General features: G+C 75.5%; 1 protein-coding gene and 2 pseudogenes. All 3 read right to left on the bottom strand.

The window, feature by feature from the left end; all coding sequences use genetic code 11:
- Positions 1–45: 45 nt before the first annotated feature.
- Positions 46–1,149: pseudogene (locus tag BOQ63_RS04950) on the bottom strand (thioesterase domain-containing protein); the annotation flags it as partial.
- 312 nt (positions 1,150–1,461) lie between these two features.
- Positions 1,462–15,669, bottom strand: a pseudogene (locus BOQ63_RS04945) (type I polyketide synthase); the annotation flags it as partial.
- Between the two features lie 54 nt (positions 15,670–15,723).
- A complete protein-coding gene (locus BOQ63_RS04940) occupies positions 15,724–25,947 on the bottom strand; it encodes an SDR family NAD(P)-dependent oxidoreductase (protein ID WP_499503491.1) in 10,224 nt (3,407 codons plus the stop codon).
- Positions 25,948–25,954 lie beyond the last annotated feature (7 nt).

Here is a 25,954-nt window from a genome sequence, read left to right as displayed (position 1 = left end):
CCGGGCACCCACCGGTGCCCGGGCCCGCCCGCCCGTCCGCCGCGCTCACTCCCGGCCGCGCAGCCACTCCTCCACGATCCTCGCGGTCCCCTCCGAGTCCTCCCGGATCATCGACAGGTGGTCGGCGTCCACCCCGACCACCTGGGCGCCGGGCACCAGCGGTTCGGCCTGGGCGCGCTGCTCGATCGGGGCCGCGTCGGCGCCGGTGAGGGCCCGCTCGCAGCTGACCAGCAGGACGGGTGCCGAGGTGTGCTGGACCTCCAGCTGGTTGAGCAGCACCATCCAGCGGCCCATTGCGGACAGCCGGGAGTTGGTCAGCCTCACCGGTGAGTCGGCGCCGGTGAAGTTGAGCCGCATCATGCCGGTGTAGTCGGTGCCCTCGTCGGCGTTGTGCTGGAAGCTCAGCGTGTCGAAGAGCACCACGCCCGCCGGGCGGATGCCCCAGGTGTGTTCCAGCAGGCCGGCCGCGGCGTAGGCGAAGGACCCGCCGGAGGAGTGGCCGGCCAGCACGAACGGCTCGCCGTCGGCGGCCCGCAGGGCGCTCTCGGCGATCACCCGGGTGGCGACCTCGGGGTTGGCGGGCAGCCGCTCGCCGGTGGCGAAGCCGACCAGGGGGAGCGCCGACACCTCGCGCTCGCCCCGGAAGTGGGCGGCCAGCCGGGAGTACTGGTGCACACCGGCGTTGGCGGTGGGCGCGCTGACGCAGATCAGCCTGGTCGGGCGCGGCCCCTCGGCCAGTCGGGTCGCCCAGGGCAGGTCCTCCAGCTCGGCGGTCGCCTCGAAGGTCGGGCGCAGCGCCGCGACGGTGGCGAGCATCCGCTGCGCCTCGGGCACCTTGCCGTTGGCCAGGGCGTCGGTGAACAGCCGCTCCAGGGAGTCGAGTTCGGTTTCGCCGCCGGGCACCAGCACGGTCCCGTCCGGGCCGTCCGCGGTGCGCTGGTCGGCGAGTTCGCCGCGGATCCAGGTGGCGAGCTCGCCCGGCGAGCGGCTGTCGAAGACGACGGTCGCGGGCATCCGCAGGCCGGTGACGGCGGCCAGCCGGTTGCGCAGTTCTACGGCGGTGAGCGAGTCGAAGCCGAGTTCGTAAAAGTCCCGTTCGGCGTCGACGGCGTCCGGGGTGGGGTGGCCGAGGACGGCGGCGGCTTCGGCCCGGACGGTGTCGACCAGGTAGCGCATCCGGTCGCGTTCGCCGAGGTCCAGCAGCTGCCGGGTGAAGTCGGCGGCCGTGTCGGCTCCGCTCGCGGCGCCCGCCGCGGTGCGCCGGGCGGCGCGGACCAGCCCGCGGAACAGCGGGGGTACCTCGCCCTGGGGCCGCATCCCGCCGACCGTCAGTCCCATCGGGATGACCAGGGGTTCGACCGAGCCGAGTGCCGCCTCGAACAGGTCGAGGCCCTGTTCGACGGAGAGCGGCGGGATGCCGCCGGACTGCATGCGCCGCATGTCGGTCTCGCTGAGCTCGCTGGTCATGCCGGCGTCCTGGGCCCACGGGCCCCAGGCGAGCGAGGTGCCGGCCAGGCCGAGCGACCTGCGGTGGTCGACCAGGGTGTCCAGGAAGGCGTTCGCGGCGGCGTAGTTGCCCTGGCCGGGGCTGCCCATGACGCCCGCGATGGAGGAGAAGGTGACGAAGGCGGCGAGGTCGAGGTCGCGGGTGAGTTCGTGCAGCCGCCAGACCGCGTCGACCTTGGGCCGCAGGACGGCGGACAGCCGTTCGGGGGTGAGCGAGGTGATGATGCCGTCGTCCAGCACACCGGCGGTGTGGATCACCGCGGTGAGCGGGTGCTGGGCGGCGATGCCGGCGAGCAGCCCTTCGGTGGCGGTCCGGTCCGAGGTGTCGCAGGCGACCACCCGGGCCTCGGCCCCGAGCTCCGCCAACTCGGCCGCCAGCTCGGCGGCGCCGGGCGCGTCGGGCCCGCGCCGGCTGGTGAGCAGCAGGTGCCGGGTGCCGGTGCGGGCCAGGCGCCGGGCCAGGTGGCGGCCCAGGGCGCCGGTGCCGCCGGTGATCAGCACCGTGCCGTCGGGGTGCCAGGCGGGCGGCGTGGTGCGGTCGGCGGGTTCCCCGCCGGTGTCCCGGGCGGTGTCCGCCGGGTCGGCCAGCCGGGCGAGCCGGCCGACCCGCAGTTCCCCGCCGCGGACGGCGAACTGGGCCTCGCCGTCGGCCAGCAGGCCGGGCAGCAGCGGCAGGACCGCCGTCACGTCGCCGGGGCCTTCGACGTCGAGCAGGGCGAAGCGGCCGGGGTGCTCGGAGTTCGCCGAGCGGACCAGGCCCCAGGCGGCGCCGCCGGGCAGGTCGCGGACGGTCTCGCCGTCGGCGGCCCGGACGGCGCCCCGGGTGACGAAGACCAGCCGGGCGGCCGCCGCCCGGTCCTCGGCGAGCCACTCCTGGACCAGGGCGAGGACCCGGGCGGTGTGCGCGTGCACGGCCTCGGGCACGTCGCCGTCCGGGCCGCGCAGCGCGACCAGGACCAGGTCGGGCACCGGACGGCCAAGGTCGGCGAGGGCCGCGATCGAGGAGCCGGTGCCGTAGTCGTCCGGGCCGAGCGCCGTACAGCGCGGCGGCGTGGCGGCGACCGGCGCGGCGGGCGCGGGGATCCAGTCGATCCGGAACAGCGGGTCCCGGCCGGCCCGGACGGCCTCCGGGGCGTCCTGCGGGGGGCGCAGGGCGACCGAGTCGACGGTGAGTACGGCCCCGCCCGCGGGGTCGGTCGCCGTGACCGACACCGTGGACCCGTCCAGGCGCACGATGCGCACCCGCAGGGCGGCCGCTCCCCCGGCGTGCAGAGCGACGCCCTGCCAGGCGTGCGGCTCCGGCAGCTGCGCCTCGTCGCCGACGCCGAGCAGCACGGCGCCGTGCAGCACGGCGTCCAGGAGGGCCGGGTGGAGGCCGAAGTAGCGGGCGTCGTCGGCCGGTTCGGCGGACAGCGCGACCTCGGCGAAGACCTCCTCGCCGCGCAGCCAGGCCGCGCGCAACCCGTGGAACGCCGGGCCGCGCCCGGGGTCGCGGTAGAACCCGTCCAGGTCGACGGCGACCGAGCCGGCCGGTGGCCAGACCGCCTGGGCGTGGTCGGGCAGGTCGTCCTCCTGGGGCAGCAGGGTGCCGGTGGCGCAGCGCGTCCAGGGCTCGTCGGGGGCGGCGTCACCGGGGCGGGCGTAACAGGCCACCGGGCGGGCGCCGGCGTCGTCGGGAGCGCCGACCCGCACCTGCACGACGGGTTCGTCGTGCTCGGCCAGCGGCAGCGGGTCACCGAGGGTCAGGTCCGCGATCCGGCCGCAGCCGACCTGGTCGCCCGCCCGGACGGCCAGCTCGACGAAGCCGGCGGCGGGGAAGGCGGGGCGGCCGGCGATGCGGTGGTCCAGGACCCAGGGGTGGACGCGCAGCGCCAGCCGACTGGTGAACAGCACGCCGTCGGCGTCGGCGAGCGGGACGGCGGCGCCGAGCAGCGGGTGCTCGGCCGAGACCAGCCCGACGGAGCCGACGTCACCGGAGAGCGCCGCGGGGCGGGGCCAGTAGCGGCGGTGCTCGAAGGCGTAGGTGGGCAGCTCGACCCGGCGGGCGCCGGTTCCGTCGAACAGCGCCACCCAGTCGACCGGGACGCCGGCCGCGTACAGCTCGGCGAGCGCGGTCAGCAGGCTGCGCTCCTCGGCGCGGTCCTTGCGCAGGGCCACGGCCCGGACGCAGTCGGCGGTGTACCCGCCGGAGCCCGGGCCGGTGTGGTCCGTGCCCGCCGAGCCCTCGTCGGCGAGGGTCTGTTCGGCGAGCGCGGTGAGCACGCCGTCAGGGCCGAGTTCGAGCAGCGCGGTGACGCCGGCCGCGCGGAGGGCGCGGATGCCGTCGGCGAAGCGGACGGTCTGCCGGACGTGGCGCACCCAGTACTCGGGCGACCGCAGGTCGGCGGGGACGGCGATCCCGCCGGTCAGGTTGGAGACGACGGGGATCGAGGGCACGTGGTAGGCCAGCCCGTCGAGGACCTGCCGGAAGTCCTCCAGCATCGGGTCCATCAGCGGGGAGTGGAAGGCGTGCGAGACCCGCAGGCGGGTCGTGCGGCGGTCCGCGAAGTGCGCTTCGACCGCCGCGACCGCTTCCTCCGTGCCGGAAACGACCACCGAGGTGGGCCCGTTGACGGCGGCTATGGACACAGCGTCGTTCAGCAGCGGCCGGACCTCCTCCTCGGTGGCCTGTACGGCGAGCATCGCGCCACCCTCCGGAAGCCCCTGCATCAGCCGGCCACGGGCGGCCACCAGGGCGCAGGCGTCGGCCAGCGAGAACACGCCGGCCACGTGCGCCGCGGCGATCTCACCGATCGAGTGCCCGGCCACGAACTCCGGCCGCACCCCCAGCGACTCCACCAGCCGGAACAGCGCCACCTCCACCGCGAACAACCCCGCCTGGGCGAACTCGGTCCGGTTCAGCAGCTCCGCGTCCGCACCCCACACCACCTCCCGCACCGGCAGGTCCAGCTCCGCACACACCGCGTCGAAAGCCTCCGCGAACACCGGGAACCGGGCATACAACTCCCGCCCCATGCCGAGCCGCTGCGAGCCCTGACCGGAGAACAGGAAGGCCGTCGTGCGATCGGCGCAGACCCCGCGGGCGACCTCGGTCAGCCCTTCGCTGCACGCGAGCAGCACGGCCCGGTGCTCGAAGCCGGAGCGGCCGGCGGCGAGCGAGAACCCGATGTCCAGCGGGGAGAGTTCGAGGGTCGAGACCCGGGTCAGGTGGGTGCCCAGCGCCGCCCCGGAGCGGGCGGAGACCACCCAGGGGACGACGGCCGGCAGCACCCGGTGCTCCTCGGGGCCCTCCTCCCCGATGCCCTCGGCCGGGCTCGGCGCCTGTTCGAGGATCACGTGCGCGTTGGTGCCGCTGATCCCGAAGGAGGAGACCCCGGCCCGCCGGGGGCGGCCGGCCTCGGGCCACGGCCTGGCCTCGGTGAGCAGCTCGATCGAGCCCGACGACCAGTCCACGTGCCCGGACGGCTGGTCGAGGTGCAGCGACTTGGGCAGCACCCCGTGCCGCATGGCGAGCACCGTCTTGATCACGCCCGCGACGCCGGCGGCGGCCTGGGTGTGGCCGATGTTGGACTTCAACGAGCCCAGCAGCAGCGGCCGTTCACGGTCACGGCCGTAGGTGGCCAGCAGCGCCTGGGCCTCGATCGGGTCGCCGAGCGGCGTGCCCGTCCCGTGGCCCTCGACCGCGTCCACCTCGGCAGCCGAGAGTCCGGCGCTCGCCAGGGCCTGGCGGATCACGCGCTGCTGGGAGGGGCCGTTGGGCGCGGTCAGCCCGTTGGAGGCGCCGTCCTGGTTGACGGCGCTGCCGCGCACCACCGCCAGCACCTGGTGGCCGTTGCGCTCGGCGTCGGAGAGCCGCTCCAGCACCAGCACGCCCACGCCCTCGGACCAGTTGGTCCCGTCCGCGGCGTCCGAGTAGGCCTTGCAGCGGCCGTCCGGGGCCAGCCCGTTCTGCACCGTGAACCCGGCGAAGCTCACCGGCGTGGTCATCACCGTCACGCCGCCCGCGAGCGCCAGCGAGCACTCGCCGGCGCGCAGCGCCTGGGCCGCGAGGTGCAGGGCGACCAGCGAGGAGGAGCAGGCGGTGTCGACGGTGACGGCCGGGCCCTCCAGGCCGAGGGTGTAGGAGATCCGGCCGGACAGCACGCTCGACGCCAGGCCGGTGCCGGAGTGGCCGCCGATGTCCTCGCGGGAGTTCATCATCAGGGTGGCGTAGTCCAGGCCGTTGGTGCCGACGAAGACCCCGGTCCGGCTGCCGCCGAGCTGCTGGGGGTCGACCCCGGCGCGCTCCAGCGCCTCCCAGGAGGTCTCCAGCAGCAGTCGCTGCTGCGGGTCCATGGCGAGGGCCTCGCGCGGCGAGATGTCGAAGAACCCGGCGTCGAAGTCGGCGACGCCGTCGATGAAGCCGCCCTCCAGGGTGGCGCTGCGCCCGCGGCCGTCCCGGTCGCCGGCCAGCAGGGTGCGCAGGTCCCAGCCGCGGTCCTCGGGGAAGCCGGCGATGCCGTCGCCGCCCGCGTCGACCAGGCGCCACAGGTCGTCCGGGGAGGTCACCCCGCCGGGCAGCCGGCAGGCCATGCCGACGATCGCGATCGGGTCGCCGGCGGCCGCCGGTCCGCCCGCGGCGGTCGCGGCCGGGACGGCGGGCATGTCCAGCAGCTCGGCCAGCAGGTGCTCGGCCAGCGCCTGGGCGGTCGGGTAGTCGTACACCGAGGTGGCGGGCAGCTTCAGTCCGGTGGCCGCCCCGAGCCGGGCGGGCAGTTCGACGGCCGTGAGCGAGTCGAAGCCGAGGTCGCGGAACTTGCGGTCCGGCGCGACGGCGGAGCGGTCGGCGTGGCCGAGCACCGCCGCGACCTGAGTGCGCACCAGGTCGGTGAGCAGCGCGGTGCGCTCGTTCGGGGCCAGCGCGCGGAGGCGTCCGGTGAGCTCGGAGGCGGCGGTCGCGAAGCCCCGGCGGGTCTCGGCGGAGGCCTCCAGCACAGGGCGGGCGGCGGGCAGGTCCCGCAGCAGCGGGTTGCCACGCAGACCGACCAGGCTCTCCAGGACCTGCGGCTGGGCCAGGTCCAGGAGCACCAGCGCCGGGGCCGGCCGGGTGACGGCCTGGCGCAGCGCGGCCAGCGCGAGGTCGGGGTGCAGGGCGGGGACGGCCGCCCGCTGGGTCCGGCCGTCGGGGTCCGCCGGGGCGCTGTACTCGGCGCCGACCCAGGCGCCCCAGGCGATGGCGGTGGCGGGCAGGCCCTCGGCACGGCGGCGGTGGGCGAGCGCGTCCAGGACGGCGGCCGGGGCCGCGAGGGCGGCCCGGCCGGCGGTGCCGACGGTGCCCGCGACGGAGGAGCAGAGCACGAAGGCGGTGAGGTCGAGCCCGCGGGTCAGCTCGTCCAGGTGGAGGGCGCCCTGCGCCCGCGCCTGCTGGGCGGCGGCGAGGCGTTCGGGCGTCAGGTCGTCCAGCACGCCGTCGTCGACGGTGCCCGCCGCGTGGACGACGGCGGTCAGCGGGGCGTCCTCGGGCAGCCCGGCGAGCAGGACGGCCAGCTCCGCCCGGTCGGCGACGTCGCAGGCCGCGACGGTCACCCGGGCGCCACGGGCGCGCAGCCGGGCGGCGAGGTCGGCCGCGCCGGGGGCGTCCGGGCCCCGGCGGCCGGCCAGCAGCAGGTGGTCGGCGCCCGCGTCGGCGAGCCATTGGGCCACGGCGGCGCCGCGCCCGCCGGTGCCGCCGGTGATCAGCACGGTGCCGCGGCTCTCCCCCGGGGTCCAGCCGGCGTCCGGGGAGCCGGCCGGGGCCGGGGTGAGCCGGCGCGCGTGCACGGCGGTGGCCCGGATCGCGAGCTGGTCCTCGCCGTCGGTCGCGGCGAGCACGGCGGCCAGCCGGCGCACCGCGGCCGGGTCCGGCGCCTCGGGCAGGTCGATCAGGCCGCCCCACTGCTGGGGGTGTTCCAGGGCGGCGACCCGGCCGAGGCCCCAGACGGCGGCCTGCTCGGGCGCGGCCGGTGCCTCGGTGCGGGCCACCGCGACCGCGCCGCGGGTCAGGCACCACAGCGGGGCGGTGAGGCCGGTGTCGCGCAGGGCCTGCAGCAGGGTGAGGGTGCCGGCGGCGGGCAGGTCTGCGGCGCCGAGCGCCAGCAGGGACAGCACACCGGCGAACGGCCTTCCGGCCGTCGGCAGTTCGCGCAGCAGCGCGGCCAGCTCGGCCCGCTCGGTGGTGCGCACGGACAGGCACAGGGCCTCCGCGCCGACCGCCTCGCAGGCTGCCGCCGCCCAGGCCTCGTCGCCGCCCTCGGCCGGTGTCACGACCAGCCACGGGCCGGCCGGGCGGGCCGTCGAGCCGCCCGCCAGCGCGGGCCAGGACTCGTGGAAGCGCAGCGCGTCCAGCAGGGACTGGTCTCGGTGGTGGCGCCGCCAGGCGGACAGCGCGGGGAGGACGGATCCGAGCGCCGCGCCGTCCACGGCCAGGTCGGCCGCGAGCGCGTCCAGGTCCTCGCCCTCGACGGCCGCCCAGAACCGGGCGTCCAGCGCGTCCTCCGGCGCGGCGCCCGGCCGTCCGGCCGGAGCGTGCGTCCTGGGCCAGTAGCGCTCGCGCTGGAAGGCGTAGGTGGGCAGGTCGACCCGCCGGGCGCCGGTGCCGTCGAACACCCGGGCCCAGTCGACGGCTCCGCCGACGACGTGCAGCCGGGCGAGCGCGGTCAGCAGGGTGCTCTCCTCGGCTCGGCCGCGACGGCAGGCCGGTTCCACGACGGCGCCCGGGGCGCCCGGGGCCTCGGCGAGGGTCTGGCGGACGGCCGGGGACAGCGCAGCGTCGGGGCCCAGTTCCAGGTAGTCGGTGGCACCGGCGGCGTGGAGGGTGCGGAGGCCGTCGGCGAAGCGGACGGTCTCCCGGACGTGGCGCACCCAGTAGTCCGCGTCCGTCGTGCCGGTGACCGGCTCGCCGGTCAGGTTGGAGACCAGCGGGATCGACGGCGCCTGGTAGGTCAGGCCGTCGAGGACCTGCCGGAAGTCCTCCAGCATCGGGTCCATGAGGGGTGAGTGGAAGGCGTGCGAGACCCGCAGGCGGGTCGTGCGGCGGTCGGCGAAGTGCGCTTCGATCGCCGCGACCGCTTCCTCCGTGCCTGACACAACCACCGAGGACGGGCCGTTGACGGCGGCTGTCGACACCTCGTCGTTCAGCAGCGGCCGGACCTCCTCCTCCGTCGCCTCGATCGCCAGCATCGCGCCACCCTCCGGAAGCGCCTGCATCAACCGGCCACGCGCCGCCACCAGCGCACACGCGTCCGCCAGCGAGAACACCCCCGCCACGTGCGCGGCGGCCACCTCACCGATCGAGTGACCGGCCACGAACTCCGGCCGCACGCCAAGTGATTCGACCAGCCGGAACAGCGCCACCTCCACCGCGAACAACCCCGCCTGGGCGAAGTCCGTCCGGTTCAGCAGCTCCGCGTCCTCGCCCCACACCACCTCCCGCACCGGCAGCTCGAACCCCGCGCACACCGCGTCGAAAGCCTCCGCGAACACCGGGAACCGGGCATACAACTCCCGCCCCATGCCGAGCCGTTGGGAACCCTGACCGGAGAAGAGCAGTGCCGTCCGACGCTCGCCGTCGGCGACGCCCCGGGCCACCTCGACGCCGTCCAGCAGCACCGCCCGGTGCGCGAACCGCGAGCGCCCGGTGGCCAGCGACAGGCCGATGTCCAGCGGAGAGCCCTCAACCGTCGCCGGCCCGGTCAGCTGCGCGTCCAGCGCCGCCTCCGACTTGCCCGCCAGCACCCACGGCACCACGGCCGGCACCGTCACGGGCACGGGCACCTGATCCGCGGCGGGGGCGTCGACCGACGGCGCCTCCTCGACGATCACGTGCGCATTGGTGCCGCTGATCCCGAACGCCGAGACGCCCGCCCGGCGTGGCCGGCCGGTCTGCGGCCATTCCTCCGCCCGGGTGAGCAGCCGGATGTCCCCGGCCGTCCAGTCGACGTGTGAGGACGGCGCGTCCACGTGCAGGGTGCGCGGCAGCACCCCGTGCCGCATCGCGAGCACCGCCTTGATCACGCCGGCCGCTCCCGCGGCGGCCTGGGTGTGGCCGATGTTGGACTTCAACGAGCCCAGCAGCAGCGGCTGTTCACGGTCCTGCCCGTAGGTGGCCAGCAGCGCCTGGGCCTCGATCGGGTCGCCCAGGGTGGTGCCCGTGCCGTGGCCCTCGACGAAGTCGACCTCGGCCGGCGAGAGCCGGGCGTTGGCGAGGGCCTGGCGGATGACGCGCTGCTGGGACGGCCCGTTGGGCGCCGTCAGTCCGTTGGAGGCGCCGTCCTGGTTGACGGCCGAGCCTCGCACCACGGCGAGGACGGGGTGCCCGTTGCGGCGCGCGTCCGACAGCCGTTCCAGCACCAGCACGCCGGCGCCCTCGGACCAGCCGGTGCCGTCCGCCCCGTCGGCGAAGGCCTTGCACCGCCCGTCCGGGGCCAACCCGCCCTGCCGGGTGAAGCCGGGGAATCCCAGTGAGGAGGACATCACGGTCACGCCTCCGGCCAGGGCGAGGGTGCACTCGCCGCTGCGCAGGGACTGCGCGGCCAGGTGCATCGCCACCAGGGAGGAGGAGCAGGCGGTGTCGACGGTGACCGCCGGGCCTTCCAGCCCGAAGGTGTACGAGATCCGGCCGGAGACCACACTCGCCGCCAGGCCGGTGCTCGCGTGCCCCTCGATGTCCTCGGCGGAGTTCATGACGAGGGTCAGGTAGTCCTGGCCGCCGGTGCCGACGAACACACCGGTCCGGCTGCCGCGCAGCGCCACCGGGTCGATGCCGGCCCGCTCGACGGCCTCCCAGGAGGTCTCCAGCAGGAGCCGCTGCTGCGGGTCCATGGCGAGGGCCTCGCGCGGCGAGATCCCGAAGAACGCGGCGTCGAAGTCGGCCACTCCGTGCAGGAAGCCGCCCTTGGCGGTGGCGCTGCGCCCCCGGTCGCCGGGGCCGCCGCCGAGCAGGGTGTCGAGGTCCCAGCCCCGGTCGGTGGGGAAGTCGGATATGCCCTCGCGCCCTTCGGCGACCAGCTCCCACAGCTCCTCGGGCGTGCCGATCCCGCCGGGCAGTCGGCATGCCATGCCGACGATCGCGATCGGGTCGTCGGTGGCGGCTGCGGGGTCGAGCGGCGGGAGTTCGGGTTCGTCCCGGCCGCCGAGCACCTCGGCGAGCAGGAGTTCCGCGATGGCCGTGGGGGTGGGGTGGTCGAAGACCAGGGTGGCGGGCAGCCGCAGGCCGGTGACGGCGGTGAGGCGGTTGCGCAGTTCCAGGGCGGTGAGGGAGTCGACGCCGAGGTCGTGGAAGTCCCGGTCGGCGGCGACGGACTGCGGTCCGGGGTGGCCGAGGACGGTGGCGGCCTCGCTGCGCACCAGGTCGAGGAGGTGGCGCAGCCGGTCGGTGCCGCGCAGCCCGTACAGGTGGGCGGCGAGGGCCGTCATGGCGGCGGCGCCCGTGCCGGTGGCGGAGGCGGTACGGCGCCCGGCGGGCAGCAGGGCGCGGAACATGGTCGGCACCTCGCCGCGCGGGCGGGCTCCGGCGGCCATCCGGCCGGTCGCCACCAGGTAGGGCTCGTTCAGGGTCATGGCGGCGTCGAGCAGGGCCAGGCCCTGCTCCTCGGTCAGCGGCGGCACCCCGGCGGAACGGATCCGCTGCAGGTCCGCATCGCTCAGCGTCCCGGTCATCCCCGCCGTGGGCACCCACGCCCCCCAGCCCAGGGACTGGGCGGGCAGGCCCTGCTGACGGCGCCACGCCGCCAACGCGTCCAGGAACACGTTCGCCGCCGCGTAGTTGCCCTGCCCCGCACTGCCCATCACCCCCGAAACCGAGGAGAACAGCACGAAAGCCCTCAGCTCCTGCCCCGCCGTCAACTCGTGCAGGTTCCACGCCGCATCCACCTTCGGCCGCAGGACAGCCGCCAGACGCTCCGGAGTCAGCCCACTGACCACACCGTCGTCCAGCACACCGGCCGCATGCACCACCCCCGTGACCGCCCGGCCCTCCAGTGCCCCGGCCAGCGCCACCCGGTCGGCCGCGTCACAGGCCAGCACCTCCACCACGGCGCCGAGTTGCCGAAGTTCCTCCACCCAGTCACCGCCCCCACCCCGGCGGCTCAGCAACAGCAGATCACGCACCCCGTGCTCCACCACCAGATGCCGGGCCACCAGACGACCCAGACCACCCGTACCACCCGTGATCACCACCGTCCCCCCACCCCAACCGGAAGAGGACCCGCCCACAGCCACGGCACGCGCCAGCCGACCGACCCGGACGACGCCGTCACGTACCAGCACCTGGGACTCACCCACGGCCAGCACCGCGTCCAGCGGCACGTCACCGTCGGTGTCCACCAGCACGAAGCGGCCCGGGTTCTCCGACTCCGCCGCCCGCACCAGACCCCACACAGCCGCACCGGCCAGGTCCGAGACCCCACCCCCCGGCACCGCACCCCTGGTCACGAAGACCAGCCGCGAACCCCCGAAACGCTCCTCCGCCAACCACTCCCGCACCAGCCCGAGCGCCCACGCCGTGACCTCGTGCACCACCTCCGGAACCCGCCCGGCCGGCACGGACACCACCACCGCCTCCGGCACCGCATCCGGCACCTCCGCCAGCGAGGCCGACGAGGCCGACGAGGCCGACGAGGCCGTCTCCGCGCCGAGCGTCACCGCCGACACCGGCCCGCCCGTACGGGACGGTGCCGGCACCCACTCCAGCCGCAGCAGCGACCCGCCCGCCCCAGCACCCCGCACCACCACCGGGGGCTCACCCAACGTCAGTGACTCCACCGACAGCACCGGCTCCCCGGCAGCGTCCGCCACGGCAAGCGACAACGTCTCCGCCCCCGTCCGCACCAGCCGGGCCCGCACCACCGACGCCCCCGAGGCATGCAGCGACACCCCGGACCACGCCACCGGCACCAACCCACGGCCATCCGCCCGCACCACCGCCGCCAGCAGCGCCGGATGCAGGCCGAAGCCCGCCGCCTCGGTCGGGAGCACCGCCTCGACGAAGGTCTCCTCGCCCCGCCGCCAGAGCAAACGCAGCCCCTCGAAGGCCTCGCCCAGTTCCGCCTCCTCGCGCACCGCCGCCGGATCGGCCACCACCGCCCCCTTGGGCGGCCAGACCGAGGCGTCGAAGCCGGCGGGCCGCTCGCCGCGGACGAGTGCGCCCACGGCGTGCTCCGTCCACGGCGCGTCGGGCTCGGCGTCCGTGCGGGAGAAGACCCGCACCGGGCACGCGCCGGAGCCGTCCGGCGCACCCACCTGGATCTGGACCACGACCGAGCCGTCCTCCGGCAGCACCAGCGGCTCGGTGACGGTCAGCCGCTCGACCCGGTCGCAGCCCACCTGGTCACCCGCCCGCACGGCCAGCTCCAGGTACCCGGTCGGCGGGAACACGGCCACTCCGCCCACCCGGTGGTCGCCCAGCCAGGGCTGCGCCGCCAACGACAGCCGGCCCGTCAGCAGGGTGCCCTCGGCGTTCGCCAGGGCGACGGTGGCGCCCAGCAGGGGGTGTTCGGCGGAGGCCAGTCCGGCTCCGGTCAGGTCACCGAGACGCCGGGCCGGGCGCGGCCAGTAGCGTTCGTGCTGGAAGGGGTAAGTGGGCAGGTCGACGGGCCGGGCGCCGGTGCCGTCGAACATCCGCGCCCAGTCCACCGCCACACCGGTGACGTGCAGCCGGGCGAGGGCGGTGACCAGGGCGGCCTCCTCCGGCCGGTCCCGGCGCAGCAGCGGAACGGCCGGGGAGGTCGTGCCGCCCTCGTGCTCGTCGAGGTTCCGCTCGGCCAGCGCGGCGAGCACGCCGTCCGGGCCGAGTTCCAGGAAGGCCGTGGCCCCGGCCGCGCGCAGGGCGCCCAGGCCGTCGGCGAAGCGGACGGTCTCGCGGACGTGGCGCACCCAGTAGTCCGCGTCGGTCGTGCCGCTGACCAGCTCACCGGTCAGGTTGGAGACCAGCGGGATCGACGGCGCGTGGTACGTCAGACCGTTGAGGACGGCACGGAAGTCCGCCAGCATCGGGTCCATCAGCGGCGAGTGGAAGGCGTGCGACACCCGCAGCCGGGTCGTACGGCGGTCGGCGAAGTGCGCTTCGACCACCGCGACCGCCTCCTCCGTACCCGAAACGACCACCGAGGACGGGCCGTTGACGGCGGCTATCGACACCTCGTCCTTCAGCAGCGGCCGGACCTCCTCCTCGGTGGCCTGCACCGCCAGCATCGCGCCGCCCTCCGGAAGCCCCTGCATCAGCCGGCCACGGGCGGCCACCAGGGTGCAGGCGTCCGCCAGCGAGAACACCCCCGCCACGTGCGCCGCGGCGATCTCACCGATCGAGTGCCCGGCCACGAACTCCGGCTCCACGCCCAGCGACTCCACCAGCCGGAACAGCGCCACCTCCACCGCGAACAACCCCGCCTGAGCGAAGTCCGTCCGGTTCAGCAGCCCCGCATCCTCACCCCACACCACCTCCCGCACCGGCAGGTCGAACCCCGCGCACACCGCGTCGAAAGCCTCCGCGAACACCGGGAACCGGGCATACAACTCCCGCCCCATCCCCAACCGCTGCGACCCCTGACCCGAGAACAGGAACGCCGTCGAGCGCTCGGTCGCGGCACCCCGCGCGACCTCCACGCCGTCCACCAGCACCGCCCGGTGCCCGAACCGCGACCGGCCCGCCAACGACAGACCCACGTCCACGGGTGAACCGGCCGACCCGGCGAGCGCGGTCAGCTGTGCGTCCAGCGCGGTCTCCGACTTCGCCGACACCACCCACGGCACCACCACCGGCCCGGCGACCACGGCCGCGGGCTCCTCTTCCACGGCCTCCTCCGGCGCCTGCTCCACGATCACATGGGCATTGGTGCCGCTGATCCCGAAGGCCGAGACGCCGGCCCGGCGCGGCTGACCGGTCTCCGGCCAGTCCCGGGCCTCGGCCAGCAGCTCCACCGCCCCCGCCGACCAGTCCACCTCACCGGACGGCGCGTCCACGTGCAGGGTCCGCGGCAGCACCCCGTGCCGCATCGCCATCACCGTCTTGATCACGCCCGCGACCCCGGCGGCGGCCTGGGTGTGGCCGATGTTGGACTTCAACGAGCCCAGCAGCAGCGGCCGTTCACGGTCCTGCCCGTACGTCGCCAGCAACGCCTGCGCCTCGATCGGGTCGCCCAGCGGCGTCCCCGTCCCGTGCCCCTCGACCGCGTCCACCTCGGCGGCGGAGAGTCCGGCAGCCGTCAGGGCGGCGCGGATGACGCGCTGCTGGGACGGCCCGTTGGGCGCGGTCAGCCCGTTGGAGGCACCGTCCTGGTTGACGGCCGAACCGCGCAGCACCGCGAGCACCGGGTGCCCGTTGCTCCGGGCGTCGGACAGCCGCTCCAGCACCAGCACGCCGGCGCCCTCGGCCCAGCCCGTTCCGTCGGCGGCGTCCGCGAAGGCCTTGCACCGCCCGTCCGGGGCCAGCCCGCCCTGCCGGCTGAAGCCCGCGAAGCTCATCGGAGTGGAGAGCACCGTCACGCCGCCCGCGAGGGCGAGGGTGCACTCGCCGGCCCGCAGCGCCTGCGAGGCCAGGTGCATCGCCACCAGGGAGGAGGAGCAGGCGGTGTCGACCGTCACCGCCGGGCCCTCCAGCCCGAAGGTGTACGACAGGCGGCCGGACAGCACGCTCGCTGTCAGGCCGGTGGTCGCGTGGCCCTCCATGTCCTCCTCTGCGTTCATGACCACACCGACGTAGTCGACGCCCGCCGTGCCGACGAAGACGCCGGTCCGGGTGCCGCGCAGGCCCGCCGGGTCGATGCCCGCCCGCTCGAACGCCTCCCAGGAGGTCTCCAGCAGGAGCCGCTGCTGCGGGTCCATCGCGAGGGCCTCGCGCGGGGAGATCCCGAAGAAGTCCGCGTCGAAGTCGGCCGCCGCGATGAATCCGCCCTCGATCGCGGCACTGCTCCCGGCGCCCTCGCCGGACAGCGCCGCCAGGTCCCAGCCGCGGTCGGCCGGGAAGGCGGTGATGCCGTCCCGCCCGTCCGCGACCAGCCGCCAGAGTTCCTCGGGGGTGGTCACCCCGCCCGGCAGACGGCAGGCCATGCCGACGACGGCGATCGGCTCGTGCCGGCCGGACTCGACTTCCAGCAGCCGTTGGCGGGTCTGGTGCAGGTCGGCCGTGACCCACTTGAGGTAGTCAACGAGCTTGCTGTCGTTCGACATGGGAGGTGGTGCCTTCCTGTGTAGAGGCAGGTGCGGTCAGCGGTCGCTGAGACGGCCGAGCTCGTTGTCGATGAAGGCGAGGACCTCGTCCGCACTCGCCGCTTCGAGTCGCTCCGCGACGCCGTCCTCGGCATTCTGGGCGTCGAGGATTCGCAATTTCTCCAGCATTCGGCGCAGCCGGAGGGACAGAGCGTCCCGGGTCGCCCGGTCGGTGTCTCCGTCCGCCAGGGCCTCGTCGAGCCGGTCGAGTTGCCCGAGCAGCGCGGCACCGTCCGCGGTGTCCCGCCGGTCCAGGAGCACACCGAGGAGGTGGGCGGCCAGGACGGCCGGGGTGGGGTGGTCGAAGACCAGGGTGGCGGGCAGCCGCAGGCCGGTGACGGCGGTGAGGCGGTTGCGCAGTTCCAGGGCGGTGAGGGAGTCGACGCCGAGGTCGTGGAAGTCCCGGTCGGCCTCAACGGACTGCGCCGAGCCGTGGCCGAGGACGGCCGCGGCCTCGGTCCGGACCAGGCCGGTGAGGTGGCGCAGCCGGTCGCCCTCGCGCAGTCCGGCCAGACGGGCCGCCAGCGCGGTGACCGTCCCGGTGCTGCCGCCTCCGGACTCGGCCACCCGGCGGGCGCCGCGGACCAGGCCGCGCAGCAGTGCGGGCACGGCGCCGGGCATCCTCGACGGGCCGGCGGCGCGGCCGATGGGGACGAGGTAGGGCTCGTCCAGGGTCATGGCGGCGTCGAGCAGGGCCAGGCCCTGCTCCTCGGTCAGCGGCGGCACCCCGGCGGAACGGATCCGCTGCAGGTCCGCATCGCTCAGCGTCCCGGTCATCCCCGCCGTGGGCACCCACGCCCCCCAGCCCAGGGACTGGGCGGGCAGGCCCTGCTGACGGCGCCACGCCGCCAACGCGTCCAGGAACACGTTCGCCGCCGCGTAGTTGCCCTGCCCCGCACTGCCCATCACCCCCGAAACCGAGGAGAACAGCACGAAAGCCCTCAGCTCCTGCCCCGCCGTCAACTCGTGCAGGTTCCACGCCGCATCCACCTTCGGCCGCAGGACAGCCGCCAGACGCTCCGGAGTCAGCCCACTGACCACACCGTCGTCCAGCACACCGGCCGCATGCACCACCCCCGTGACCGCCCGGCCCTCCAGTGCCCCGGCCAGCGCCACCCGGTCGGCCGCGTCACAGGCCAGCACCTCCACCACGGCGCCGAGTTCCCGAAGTTCCTCCACCCAGTCACCGCCACCACCCCGGCGGCTCAGCAACAGCAGATCACGCACCCCGTGCTCCACCACCAGATGCCGGGCCACCAGACGACCCAGACCACCCGTACCACCCGTGATCACCACCGTCCCCCCACCCCAACCGGAAGAGGACCCGCCCACAGCCACGGCACGCGCCAGCCGACCGGCCCGCACCACACCCCGGCGGGCCACGAACTGGAAGTCACCGCCGGCCGGTTGAGCGGCGAGGACGGGCAGCGCGGCCGTGGTGTCCGCGGTGGAGCCGACGTCGAGCAGGGCGAAGCGGCCCGGGTTCTCCGACTCCGCCGCCCGCACCAGACCCCACACGGCCGCACCGGCCAGGTCCGAGACCCCACCCCCCGGCACCGCACCCCTGGTCACGAAGACCAGCCGCGAACCCCCGAAACGCTCCTCCGCCAACCACTCCCGCACCAGCCCGAGCGCCCACGCCGTGACCTCGTGCACCACCTCCGGAACCTGGCCGCCCACGACCGGCGCGAGCACGACTTCCGGCACCGCGTCCGGCACCTCGGCCAGCGAGGCCATGGGCCCGTCCAGGGTCGCCGAGCGTACCGTCCCGTCGGCTGACGAGGGCGCGTCCACCCAGTCCAGCCGCAGCAGCGCCCCGGCCGGCACCGCGTTCGCGCGGACGGCGGCCGGCTCGGCCAGGGTCAGCGACCCTGCCGACAGCACGGGGCCGCCGGCCGCGTCCATGACCTCGACCGACACGCAATCCCCACCCGTCCGGGCGACGCGCAGCCGCACCACGGCTGCGCCGGTCGCGTGCAGCGCCACCTCCCGCCAGTCCACGGGCACCAGTCGCGCACCGTCCTCGGGGCCGAGCAGACCGGCCGCCTGGACGGCGGCCTCCAGCAGCGCCGGGTGCAGCCCGTAGGGCGCCGCGTCCTCGGCCCGGCCGGGCAGGACGGCTTCGGCGAACACCTCGTCGCCCCGCTGCCACACCGCGCGGAGCGTGCGGAAGGCCGGGCCGTGGTCCAGCGGGTCGTGGCAGCTCTCCGCTTCGACGGCCGATGCGCCCGCCGGGGGCCACACCGAGGTGTCGAACCCGCCGTCGCGGCCGCCGACCGCCAGGGTGCCGGTGGCGTGGCAGGTCCACGGCTCCTCCGGGGCGTCCGCCGGGCGGGCGTAGCAGCTCAGCGGGCGTGTGCCGGAATCGTCGGGCGCGCCGGCCACCAGTTGGACGGCGACGGCACCGTCCTGCGGCAGCACCAGCGGCTCGGTGACCGTCAACCGCTCGACGCGGTCGCAGCCGACCTGGTCCCCGGCCCGCAGGGCCAGCTCCAGCAGCCCGCCGGCCGGGAACACCGCGGCTCCGCCCACCCGGTGGTCGCCCAGCCAGGGCTGTGCCGCCAGCGACAGCCGTCCCGTCAGCAGGACGCCCGCCGAATCGGCCGGGGAGACGACCGCCCCGAGCAGCGGGTGCTCGGCGGACGCCAGACCGGCGCCGGCCACGTCACCGGTGCGGGCGGCCTGCGCGGGCCAGTAGCGCTCGCGCTGGAAGGCGTAGGTCGGCAGGTCGACCCGCCGAGCGCCGGTGCCGTCGAACACCCGGGCCCAGTCCACCGGCACGCCGACGACGTGCAACCGGGCGAGGCCGGTCAGCAGGGCGACCTCCTCCGGGCGGTCCGCACGCAGCGCCGCGGCGGCGACCCGACCGGTGCCCTCGGCCTCGGCCTTGGACTCGCCCTCGCCATCGTCCTCGCGCTCACCCTGGCCGAGGGTCTGCTCGGCGAGGGCGGTGAGCACGCCACCGGGGCCCAGCTCCAGGTAGTCGGTGGCGCCGACGGCGTCCAGGGTGCGTAGGCCGTCGGCGAAGCGGACGGTCTCGCGGACGTGGCGCACCCAGTAGTCCGCGTCCGTCGTGCCGGTGACCAGTTCGCCGGTCAGGTTGGAGACCAGCGGGATCGACGGCGCGTGGTACGTCAGGCCGTTGAGGACGTCCCGGAAGTCGTCCAGCATCGGGTCCATCAGCGCCGAGTGGAAGGCGTGCGAGACCCGCAGCCGGGTCGTGCGGCGGTCCGCGAAGCGCGCTTCGACCGCCGCGACCGCTTCCTCCGTACCCGACACGACCACCGAGGACGGCCCGTTGACGGCGGCTATGGACACCGACTCGCCCAGCAGCGGCCGAACCTCCTCCTCCGTCGCCTGCACCGCCAGCATCGCGCCGCCCTCCGGAAGCGCCTGCATCAACCGGCCACGAGCGGCGACCAAGGTGCAGGCGTCGGCCAGCGAGAACACGCCGGCCACATGCGCCGCGGCGATCTCACCGATCGAATGCCCGGCCACGAACTCCGGCCGCACCCCCAACGACTCCACCAGCCGGAACAGCGCCACCTCCACCGCGAACAACCCCGCCTGGGCGAACTCGGTCCGGTTCAGCAGCTCCGCGTCCTCACCCCACACCACCTCCCGCACCGGCAGGTCAAGCTCCGCACACACCGCGTCGAAAGCCTCCGCGAACACCGGGAACCGGGCATACAACTCCCGGCCCATCCCCAACCGCTGCGACCCCTGACCGGAGAGCAGCAGCGCGAGCCGCCGCTCACCGGCGACGCCCCGGGCCACCTCCACGCCGTCCAGCAGCACCGCCCGGTGCCCGAACCGCGACCGGCCCGCCAACGACAGCCCCACGTCCAGGGGCGAGCCGCCCCGCCCGGCGAGGCCCGTCAACTGTGCGTCCAGCGCCGCCCCCGAGACGCCCGAGACCACCCACGGCACCGTGCCCGGCTCGACCGACGGCCGCGTTTCCGCTTCCTCCTCCTGCGGCGTCTCCCGCGGTGCCTCCTCGACGATCACGTGCGCGTTCGTCCCGCTGATCCCGAACGAGGACACCCCCGCCCGCCGGGGCCGCTCCCCGCCAGGCCACTCCCGCGCCTCCGTCAGCAGTTCCACCGCGCCGGTCGACCAGTCGACGTGCGACGAGGGCGCGTCCACGTGCAGGGTCTTCGGCAGTACCCCCGCCCGCATCGCCTCGACGGTCTTGATCACACCCGCCACACCGGCGGCCGCCTGGGTGTGGCCGAGGTTGGACTTCACCGAGCCCAGCATCAGCGGCTGTTCACGGTCCTGCCCGTACGTCGCCAGCAACGCCTGCGCCTCGATCGGGTCGCCCAAGGCGGTGCCGGTGCCGTGCGCCTCCACGGCGTCTACGTCGGCGGCGGACAGCCCGGCGTTGGCCAGCGCCTGGCGGATCACCCGCTGCTGGGACGGCCCGTTCGGCGCGGTGAGCCCGTTCGACGCGCCGTCCTGGTTGACGGCGCTGCCTCGCAGGACCGCCAGCACGGGGTGCCCGTGGCGCCGCGCGTCCGAGAGTCGCTCCAGCACCAGCACGCCCACGCCCTCGGACCAGCCCGTGCCGTCCGCCCCGTCGGCGAAGGCCTTGCAGCGGCCGTCCGGGGCCAGCCCGCCCTGCCGGGTGAAGCCGAGGAAGCTCATCGGCGTGGACAGCACGGTCACCCCGCCGGCCAGGGCGAGGGAGCATTCGCCACTGTGCAGGGACTGCGCGGCCAGGTGCATCGCCACCAGCGAGGAGGAGCAGGCGGTGTCGATGGTGAGGGCGGGCCCCTCCAGACCGAGGCAGTACGACACCCGGCCCGAGATCACACTGTTGGCCAGCCCGGTGCTCGCGTGCCCCTCCACCTCCTCCCGTGAGTTCATCACCAGCGAGGCGTAGTCCTGTCCGGTGGTGCCGACGAAGACACCGGTCCGGCTGCCGCGCAGCGCCACCGGGTCGAGGCCGGCCCGCTCGAACGCCTCCCAGGAGGTCTCCAGCAGCAGCCGCTGCTGCGGGTCCATCGCGAGGGCCTCGCGCGGGGAGATCCCGAAGAAGCCCGCGTCGAAGTCGCCCAGTCCGGTGAGGAAGCCGCCCCGACGGGTGGCGCTGACGCCGTGACCGGTGCCGAACAGCGCGTCCAGGTCCCAGCCGCGGTCGGCCGGGAAGCCGGAGATGCCGTCGCGGCCCTCGCTCAGCAGCCGCCAGAGATCCTCGGGTGAGGCGACGCCGCCCGGGAAACGGCAGGCCATGCCGACGATCGCGACCGGTTCTCCGGCCGCGGGGGTCGTGGTGGCGGCCGGGAGCGCCGGGGCGGCGCCCCCGTCGAGGAGTTCGCCGAGGAGGTGCGCGGCGAGGGCGTGCGGAGTCGGGTGGTCGAAGACCAGGGTCGCCGGGAGCCGGATCCCGGTGACGGCGGTGAGGCGGTTGCGCAGCTCGATCGCGGTGAGGGAGTCGAACCCGAGGTCGCGGAACTCCCGCTCCGGGTCGACGGCCCGGCCGGAGGCGTGGCCGAGGACGGCGGCGGCCTCGGTACGGACCAGGTCCACGAGGTGGCGCGGCCGGTCGGCCTCGCGCAGCGCGTGCAGACGGGCGGCGAGGGCGGCGCCCGTCCCCGTGCTTCCGGCGGCGGTCCGGCGCCCGGCGGGGAACAGGGCGCGGAACATGCTCGGCACCTCGCTGGGCGGGCGCGTTCCGGCGGCCATCCGGCCGGTCGCCACCAGGTAGGGCTCGTCCACGGTCATGGCGGCGTCGAGCAGGGCCAGGCCCTGTTCCTCGGTCAGCGGCGGCACCCCGGCGGAACGGATCCGGTGCAGGTCCGTCTCGGAGAGCGTCCCGGTCATGCCGTCGGTTGGCGCCCAGGCGCCCCAGCCCAGGGACTGGGCGGGCAGGCCCTGCTGACGGCGCCAGGCGGCCAGGGCGTCCAGGAAGACGTTCGCCGCCGCGTAGCTGCCCTGGCCGGCGCTGCCCAGCACACCCGACACGGACGAGAACAGCACGAAGGCCTCGAGGTCCTGGCCGGCCGTCAGCTCGTGCAGGTTCCAGGCCGCGTCCACCTTGGGCCGCAGGACGGCGGTGAGCCGTTCGGACGTCAGTCCGGTGACCACGCCGTCGTCCAGCACACCGGCCGCGTGCACCACGCCGGTGATCGTCCGGCCCTCCAGTGCCCCGGCCAGCGCCTCCCGGTCGGCCGCGTCGCAGGCCAGCACCTCGACCTCGGCGCCGAGTTCCCGAAGTTCCTCCACCCAGTCGCCGCGACCGCCCCGGCGGCTCAGCAACAGCAGCTTCCGAACACCGTGTTCGGCCACCAGGTGCCGCGCCACCCGCCGCCCCAGGCCGCCGGTGCCGCCCGTGACGACCACCGTGCCCGGGCCCCAGCCGCCGGACGCCCCGCCGCTCGGGGTCCGGGTCAACCGGCCGACCCGGACGACGCCGTCACGTACCAGCACCTGGGACTCACCCACGGCCAGCACCGCGTCCAGCGGCACGTCACCGTCGGTGTCCACCAGCACGAAGCGGCCCGGGTTCTCCGACTCCGCCGCCCGCACCAGACCCCACACAGCCGCACCGGCCAGGTCCGAGACCCCACCCCCCGGCACCGCGCTCCTGGTCACGAAGACCAGCCGCGAACCCCCGAAACGCTCCTCCGCCAACCACTCCCGCACCAGCCCGAGCGCCCACGCCGTGACCTCATGCACCACCTCCGGAACCCGCCCGGCCGGCACGGACACCACCACCGCCTCCGGCACCTCCGCGTCGAGCTCCGCCGGCGACTCCACCCACACCGAACGGACGGCCGCCCCCGTACGGGACGGTGCCGGCACCCACTCCAGCCGCAGCAGCGACCCGCCCGCCCCAGCACCCCGCACCACCACCGGGGGCTCACCCAACGTCAGTGACTCCACCGACAGCACCGGCTCCCCGGCAGCGTCCGCCACGGCGAGCGACAACGTCTCCGCCCCCGTCCGCACCAGCCGGGCCCGCACCACCGACGCCCCCGAGGCATGCAGCGACACCCCGGACCACGCCACCGGCACCAACCCACGGCCGTCCGCCCGCACCACCGCCGCCAGCAGCGCCGGATGCAGGCCGAAGCCCGCCGCCTCGGTCGGGAGCACCGCCTCGACGAAGGTCTCCTCGCCCCGCCGCCAGACGCCCTCGCCCTGCGGTGCCGTGCCGGCCGGCGGCCAGACCGTGGCGTCGAAGTCGGCGGTGCGCGCTCCGGTGGTCAGCAGCCCGGTGGCGTGTTCGGTCCACGGCTCGTCCAGGGGGCCGTCGGGGCGCGAGTAGAACGTCACCGCCCGGGCGCCGGTCCCGTCCGGCGCGCCCGCGCGGATCTGGACCATCGTGCCGTCGCCGGTGCCCAGGGGCAGCGGGCTGGTGACGGTGAGCCGCTCGACCCGGTCGCAGCCGACGTGGTCGCCGACCCGGAGTGCCAGCTCCAGGAACCCGGCGGCCGGGAAGACGTCCGCGTCACTGTCCCAGGCCACCGTGCCGGGCGAGAGCCGTCCGGTGAACACCACGCTGTCCGTGCCGGCCAGCGGCACCGCCGCGCCGAGCAGCGGGTGGTCCGCCGCCAGCAGTCCGGCGGCGACGACGTCCCCGGTGAGGCTGCCCGGGGCGGGCCAGTAGCGCTCGTGCTGGAAGGGGTAGGTGGGCAGGTCGACGGGCCGGGCGCCGGTGCCGTCGAACAGCCGTGCCCAGTCCACCGGCACACCGGCGACGTGCAGCCGGGCCAGACCGGTGACCAGCGCGGTCTCTTCCGGCCGGTCCCGGCGCAGCAGCGGGACGGCCGGAGCGGCGGCCTCCTGGGCGAGGGCCGACAGGACGCCGTCCGGGCCGAGCTCGACGAAGGCGGTGGCCCCGGCCGCACGCAGGGCGCGCAGACCGTCGGCGAAGCGGACGGTCTCCCGGACGTGGCGCACCCAGTAGTCCGCGTCGGTCGCGCCGGTGACCAGCTCACCGGTCAGGTTGGAGACGAGGGGGATCGAGGGCTCGCTGTACGTCAGCCCGTTGAGGACCTGCCGGAATTCGTCCAGCATCGGGTCCATCAGCGGCGAGTGGAAGGCGTGCGACACCCGCAGCCGGGTCGTACGGCGGTCGGCGAAGTGCGCCTCGACCACCGCGACGGCGTCGTCCGCGCCCGAAACGACCACCGAGGACGGCCCGTTCACGGCGGCTATCGACACCTCGCCGTTCAGCAGCGGCCGCATTTCCTCCTCGGTGGCCTGCACCGCCAGCATCGCGCCACCGGAGGGCAGCGCCTCCATCAACCGGCCACGGGCGGCCACCAGGGTGCAGGCGTCCGCCAGCGAGAACACCCCCGCCACATGAGCCGCGGCCACCTCACCGATCGAGTGACCGGCCACGAACTCCGGCTCCACGCCCAGCGACTCCACCAGCCGGAACAGCGCCACCTCCACCGCGAACAACCCCGCCTGAGCGAAGTCCGTCCGGTTCAGCAGCCCCGAGTCCTCACCCCACACCACCTCCCGCACCGGCAGCTCGAACCCCGCGCACACCGCGTCGAAAGCCTCCGCGAACACCGGGAACCGGGCATACAACTCCCGCCCCATCCCCAACCGCTGCGACCCCTGACCCGAGAACAGGAACGCCGTCGAGCGCTCGGTCGCGGCACCCCGCGCGACCTCCACGCCGTCCACCAGCACCGCCCGGTGCCCGAACCGCGACCGGCCCGCCAACGACAGACCCACGTCCACGGGTGAACCGGCCGACCCGGCGAGCGCGGTCAGCTGTGCGTCCAGCGCGGTCTCCGACTTCGCCGACACCACCCACGGCACCACCACCGGCCCGGCGACCACGGCCGCGGGCTCCTCTTCCACGGCCTCCTCCGGCGCCTGCTCCACGATCACGTGGGCGTTGGTGCCGCTGATCCCGAACGAGGAAACCCCCGCCCGCCGGGGCCGCTCCCCGCCCGGCCACTCCCGCGCCTCCGTCAGCAGCCGTACGTCGCCCACCGACCAGTCCACCCGCGCGGACGGCCGCTCCGCGTGCAGGGTCTTCGGCAGCACCCCGTGCCGCATCGCCATCACCGTCTTGATCACACCCGCGACCCCGGCTGCCGCCTGGGCGTGGCCCAGGTTCGACTTGACCGAGCCGAGCCAGAGCGGCCGGCCGGCCTCCCGTCCTCGCCCGTAGGTGGCCAGCAGCGCCTGGGCCTCGATCGGGTCGCCGAGCGGCGTGCCCGTCCCGTGCCCCTCGACCGCGTCCACCTCGGCGGCGGACAGCCCGGCGTTGGCCAGCGCCTGGCGGATCACCCGCTGTTGGGACGGCCCGTTCGGCGCGGTGAACCCGTTGGAGGCGCCGTCCTGGTTGACCGCCGAGCCCCGGACCACGGCCAGCACCCGGTGCCCGTTGCTCCGGGCGTCCGAGAGCCGCTCCAGCACCAGCACGCCCACGCCCTCCGACCAGCCGGTGCCGTCCGCCCCGTCCGCGAAGGCCTTGCACCGCCCGTCCGGGGCCAGCCCGCCCTGCCGGCTGAACTCCAGCAGTGCTCCCGGGGTCGACATCACGTTGACTCCGCCCGCCACCGCCAGCGTGCACTCGCCCGCCCGCAGCGCCTGGACCGCCCAGTGCAGGGCGACCAGCGAGGAGGAGCAGGCGGTGTCCACGGTCACCGACGGGCCCTCCAGCCCGAGGGTGTAGGACAGCCGGCCGGACAGCGCGGAGGCGGCGATGCCGGTGCCGATGTCGCCGGTGGCGTCGGCCAGCGAGCGCACCAGCAGATAGGCGTAGTCCTGGCCGTTGGTGCCCAGGAACACCCCGGTGCGGCTGCCGCGCAGGGCCGTCGGGTCGAGGCCGGCCCGCTCGAACGCCTCCCAGGAGGTCTCCAGCAGGAGCCGCTGCTGGGGGTCGGTGGTGACGGCCTCGCGCGGGGAGATCCCGAAGAAGTCCGCGTCGAAGCCGGACACCGCGTCGAGGAAGCCCCCGCGCCGGGAGACCCGGGTGCCGCGCTCGTCGACGCCGGTGTCACGCAGGGCGCCGAGGTCCCAGCCGCGGTCCTCCGGGTAGTCCCCGGTGGCGTCGGCGCCGCTCGCCACCAGGTCCCAGAGGTCCTCGGGCGAACCGATCCCGCCGGGGTAGCGGCAGCCCATGCCGATCACGGCGACGGGTTCGGTGGCTGCGGCCAGCAGCCGGCGGTTCTGCTGCCGCAGCCGTTCGGACTCCTTCAGCGAGGACCGGAGAGCGGCGACTACCTTGTCGTGGGGCGTGGTCATGGGAGCT

Origin of the sequence: Streptomyces viridifaciens (assembly GCF_001888885.2) — a bacterium.
Classification (GTDB): domain Bacteria; phylum Actinomycetota; class Actinomycetes; order Streptomycetales; family Streptomycetaceae; genus Kitasatospora; species Kitasatospora aureofaciens.
Note: the sequence above shows the minus strand (reverse complement) of the source record. Positions and strands in the feature narration are given on the sequence as shown.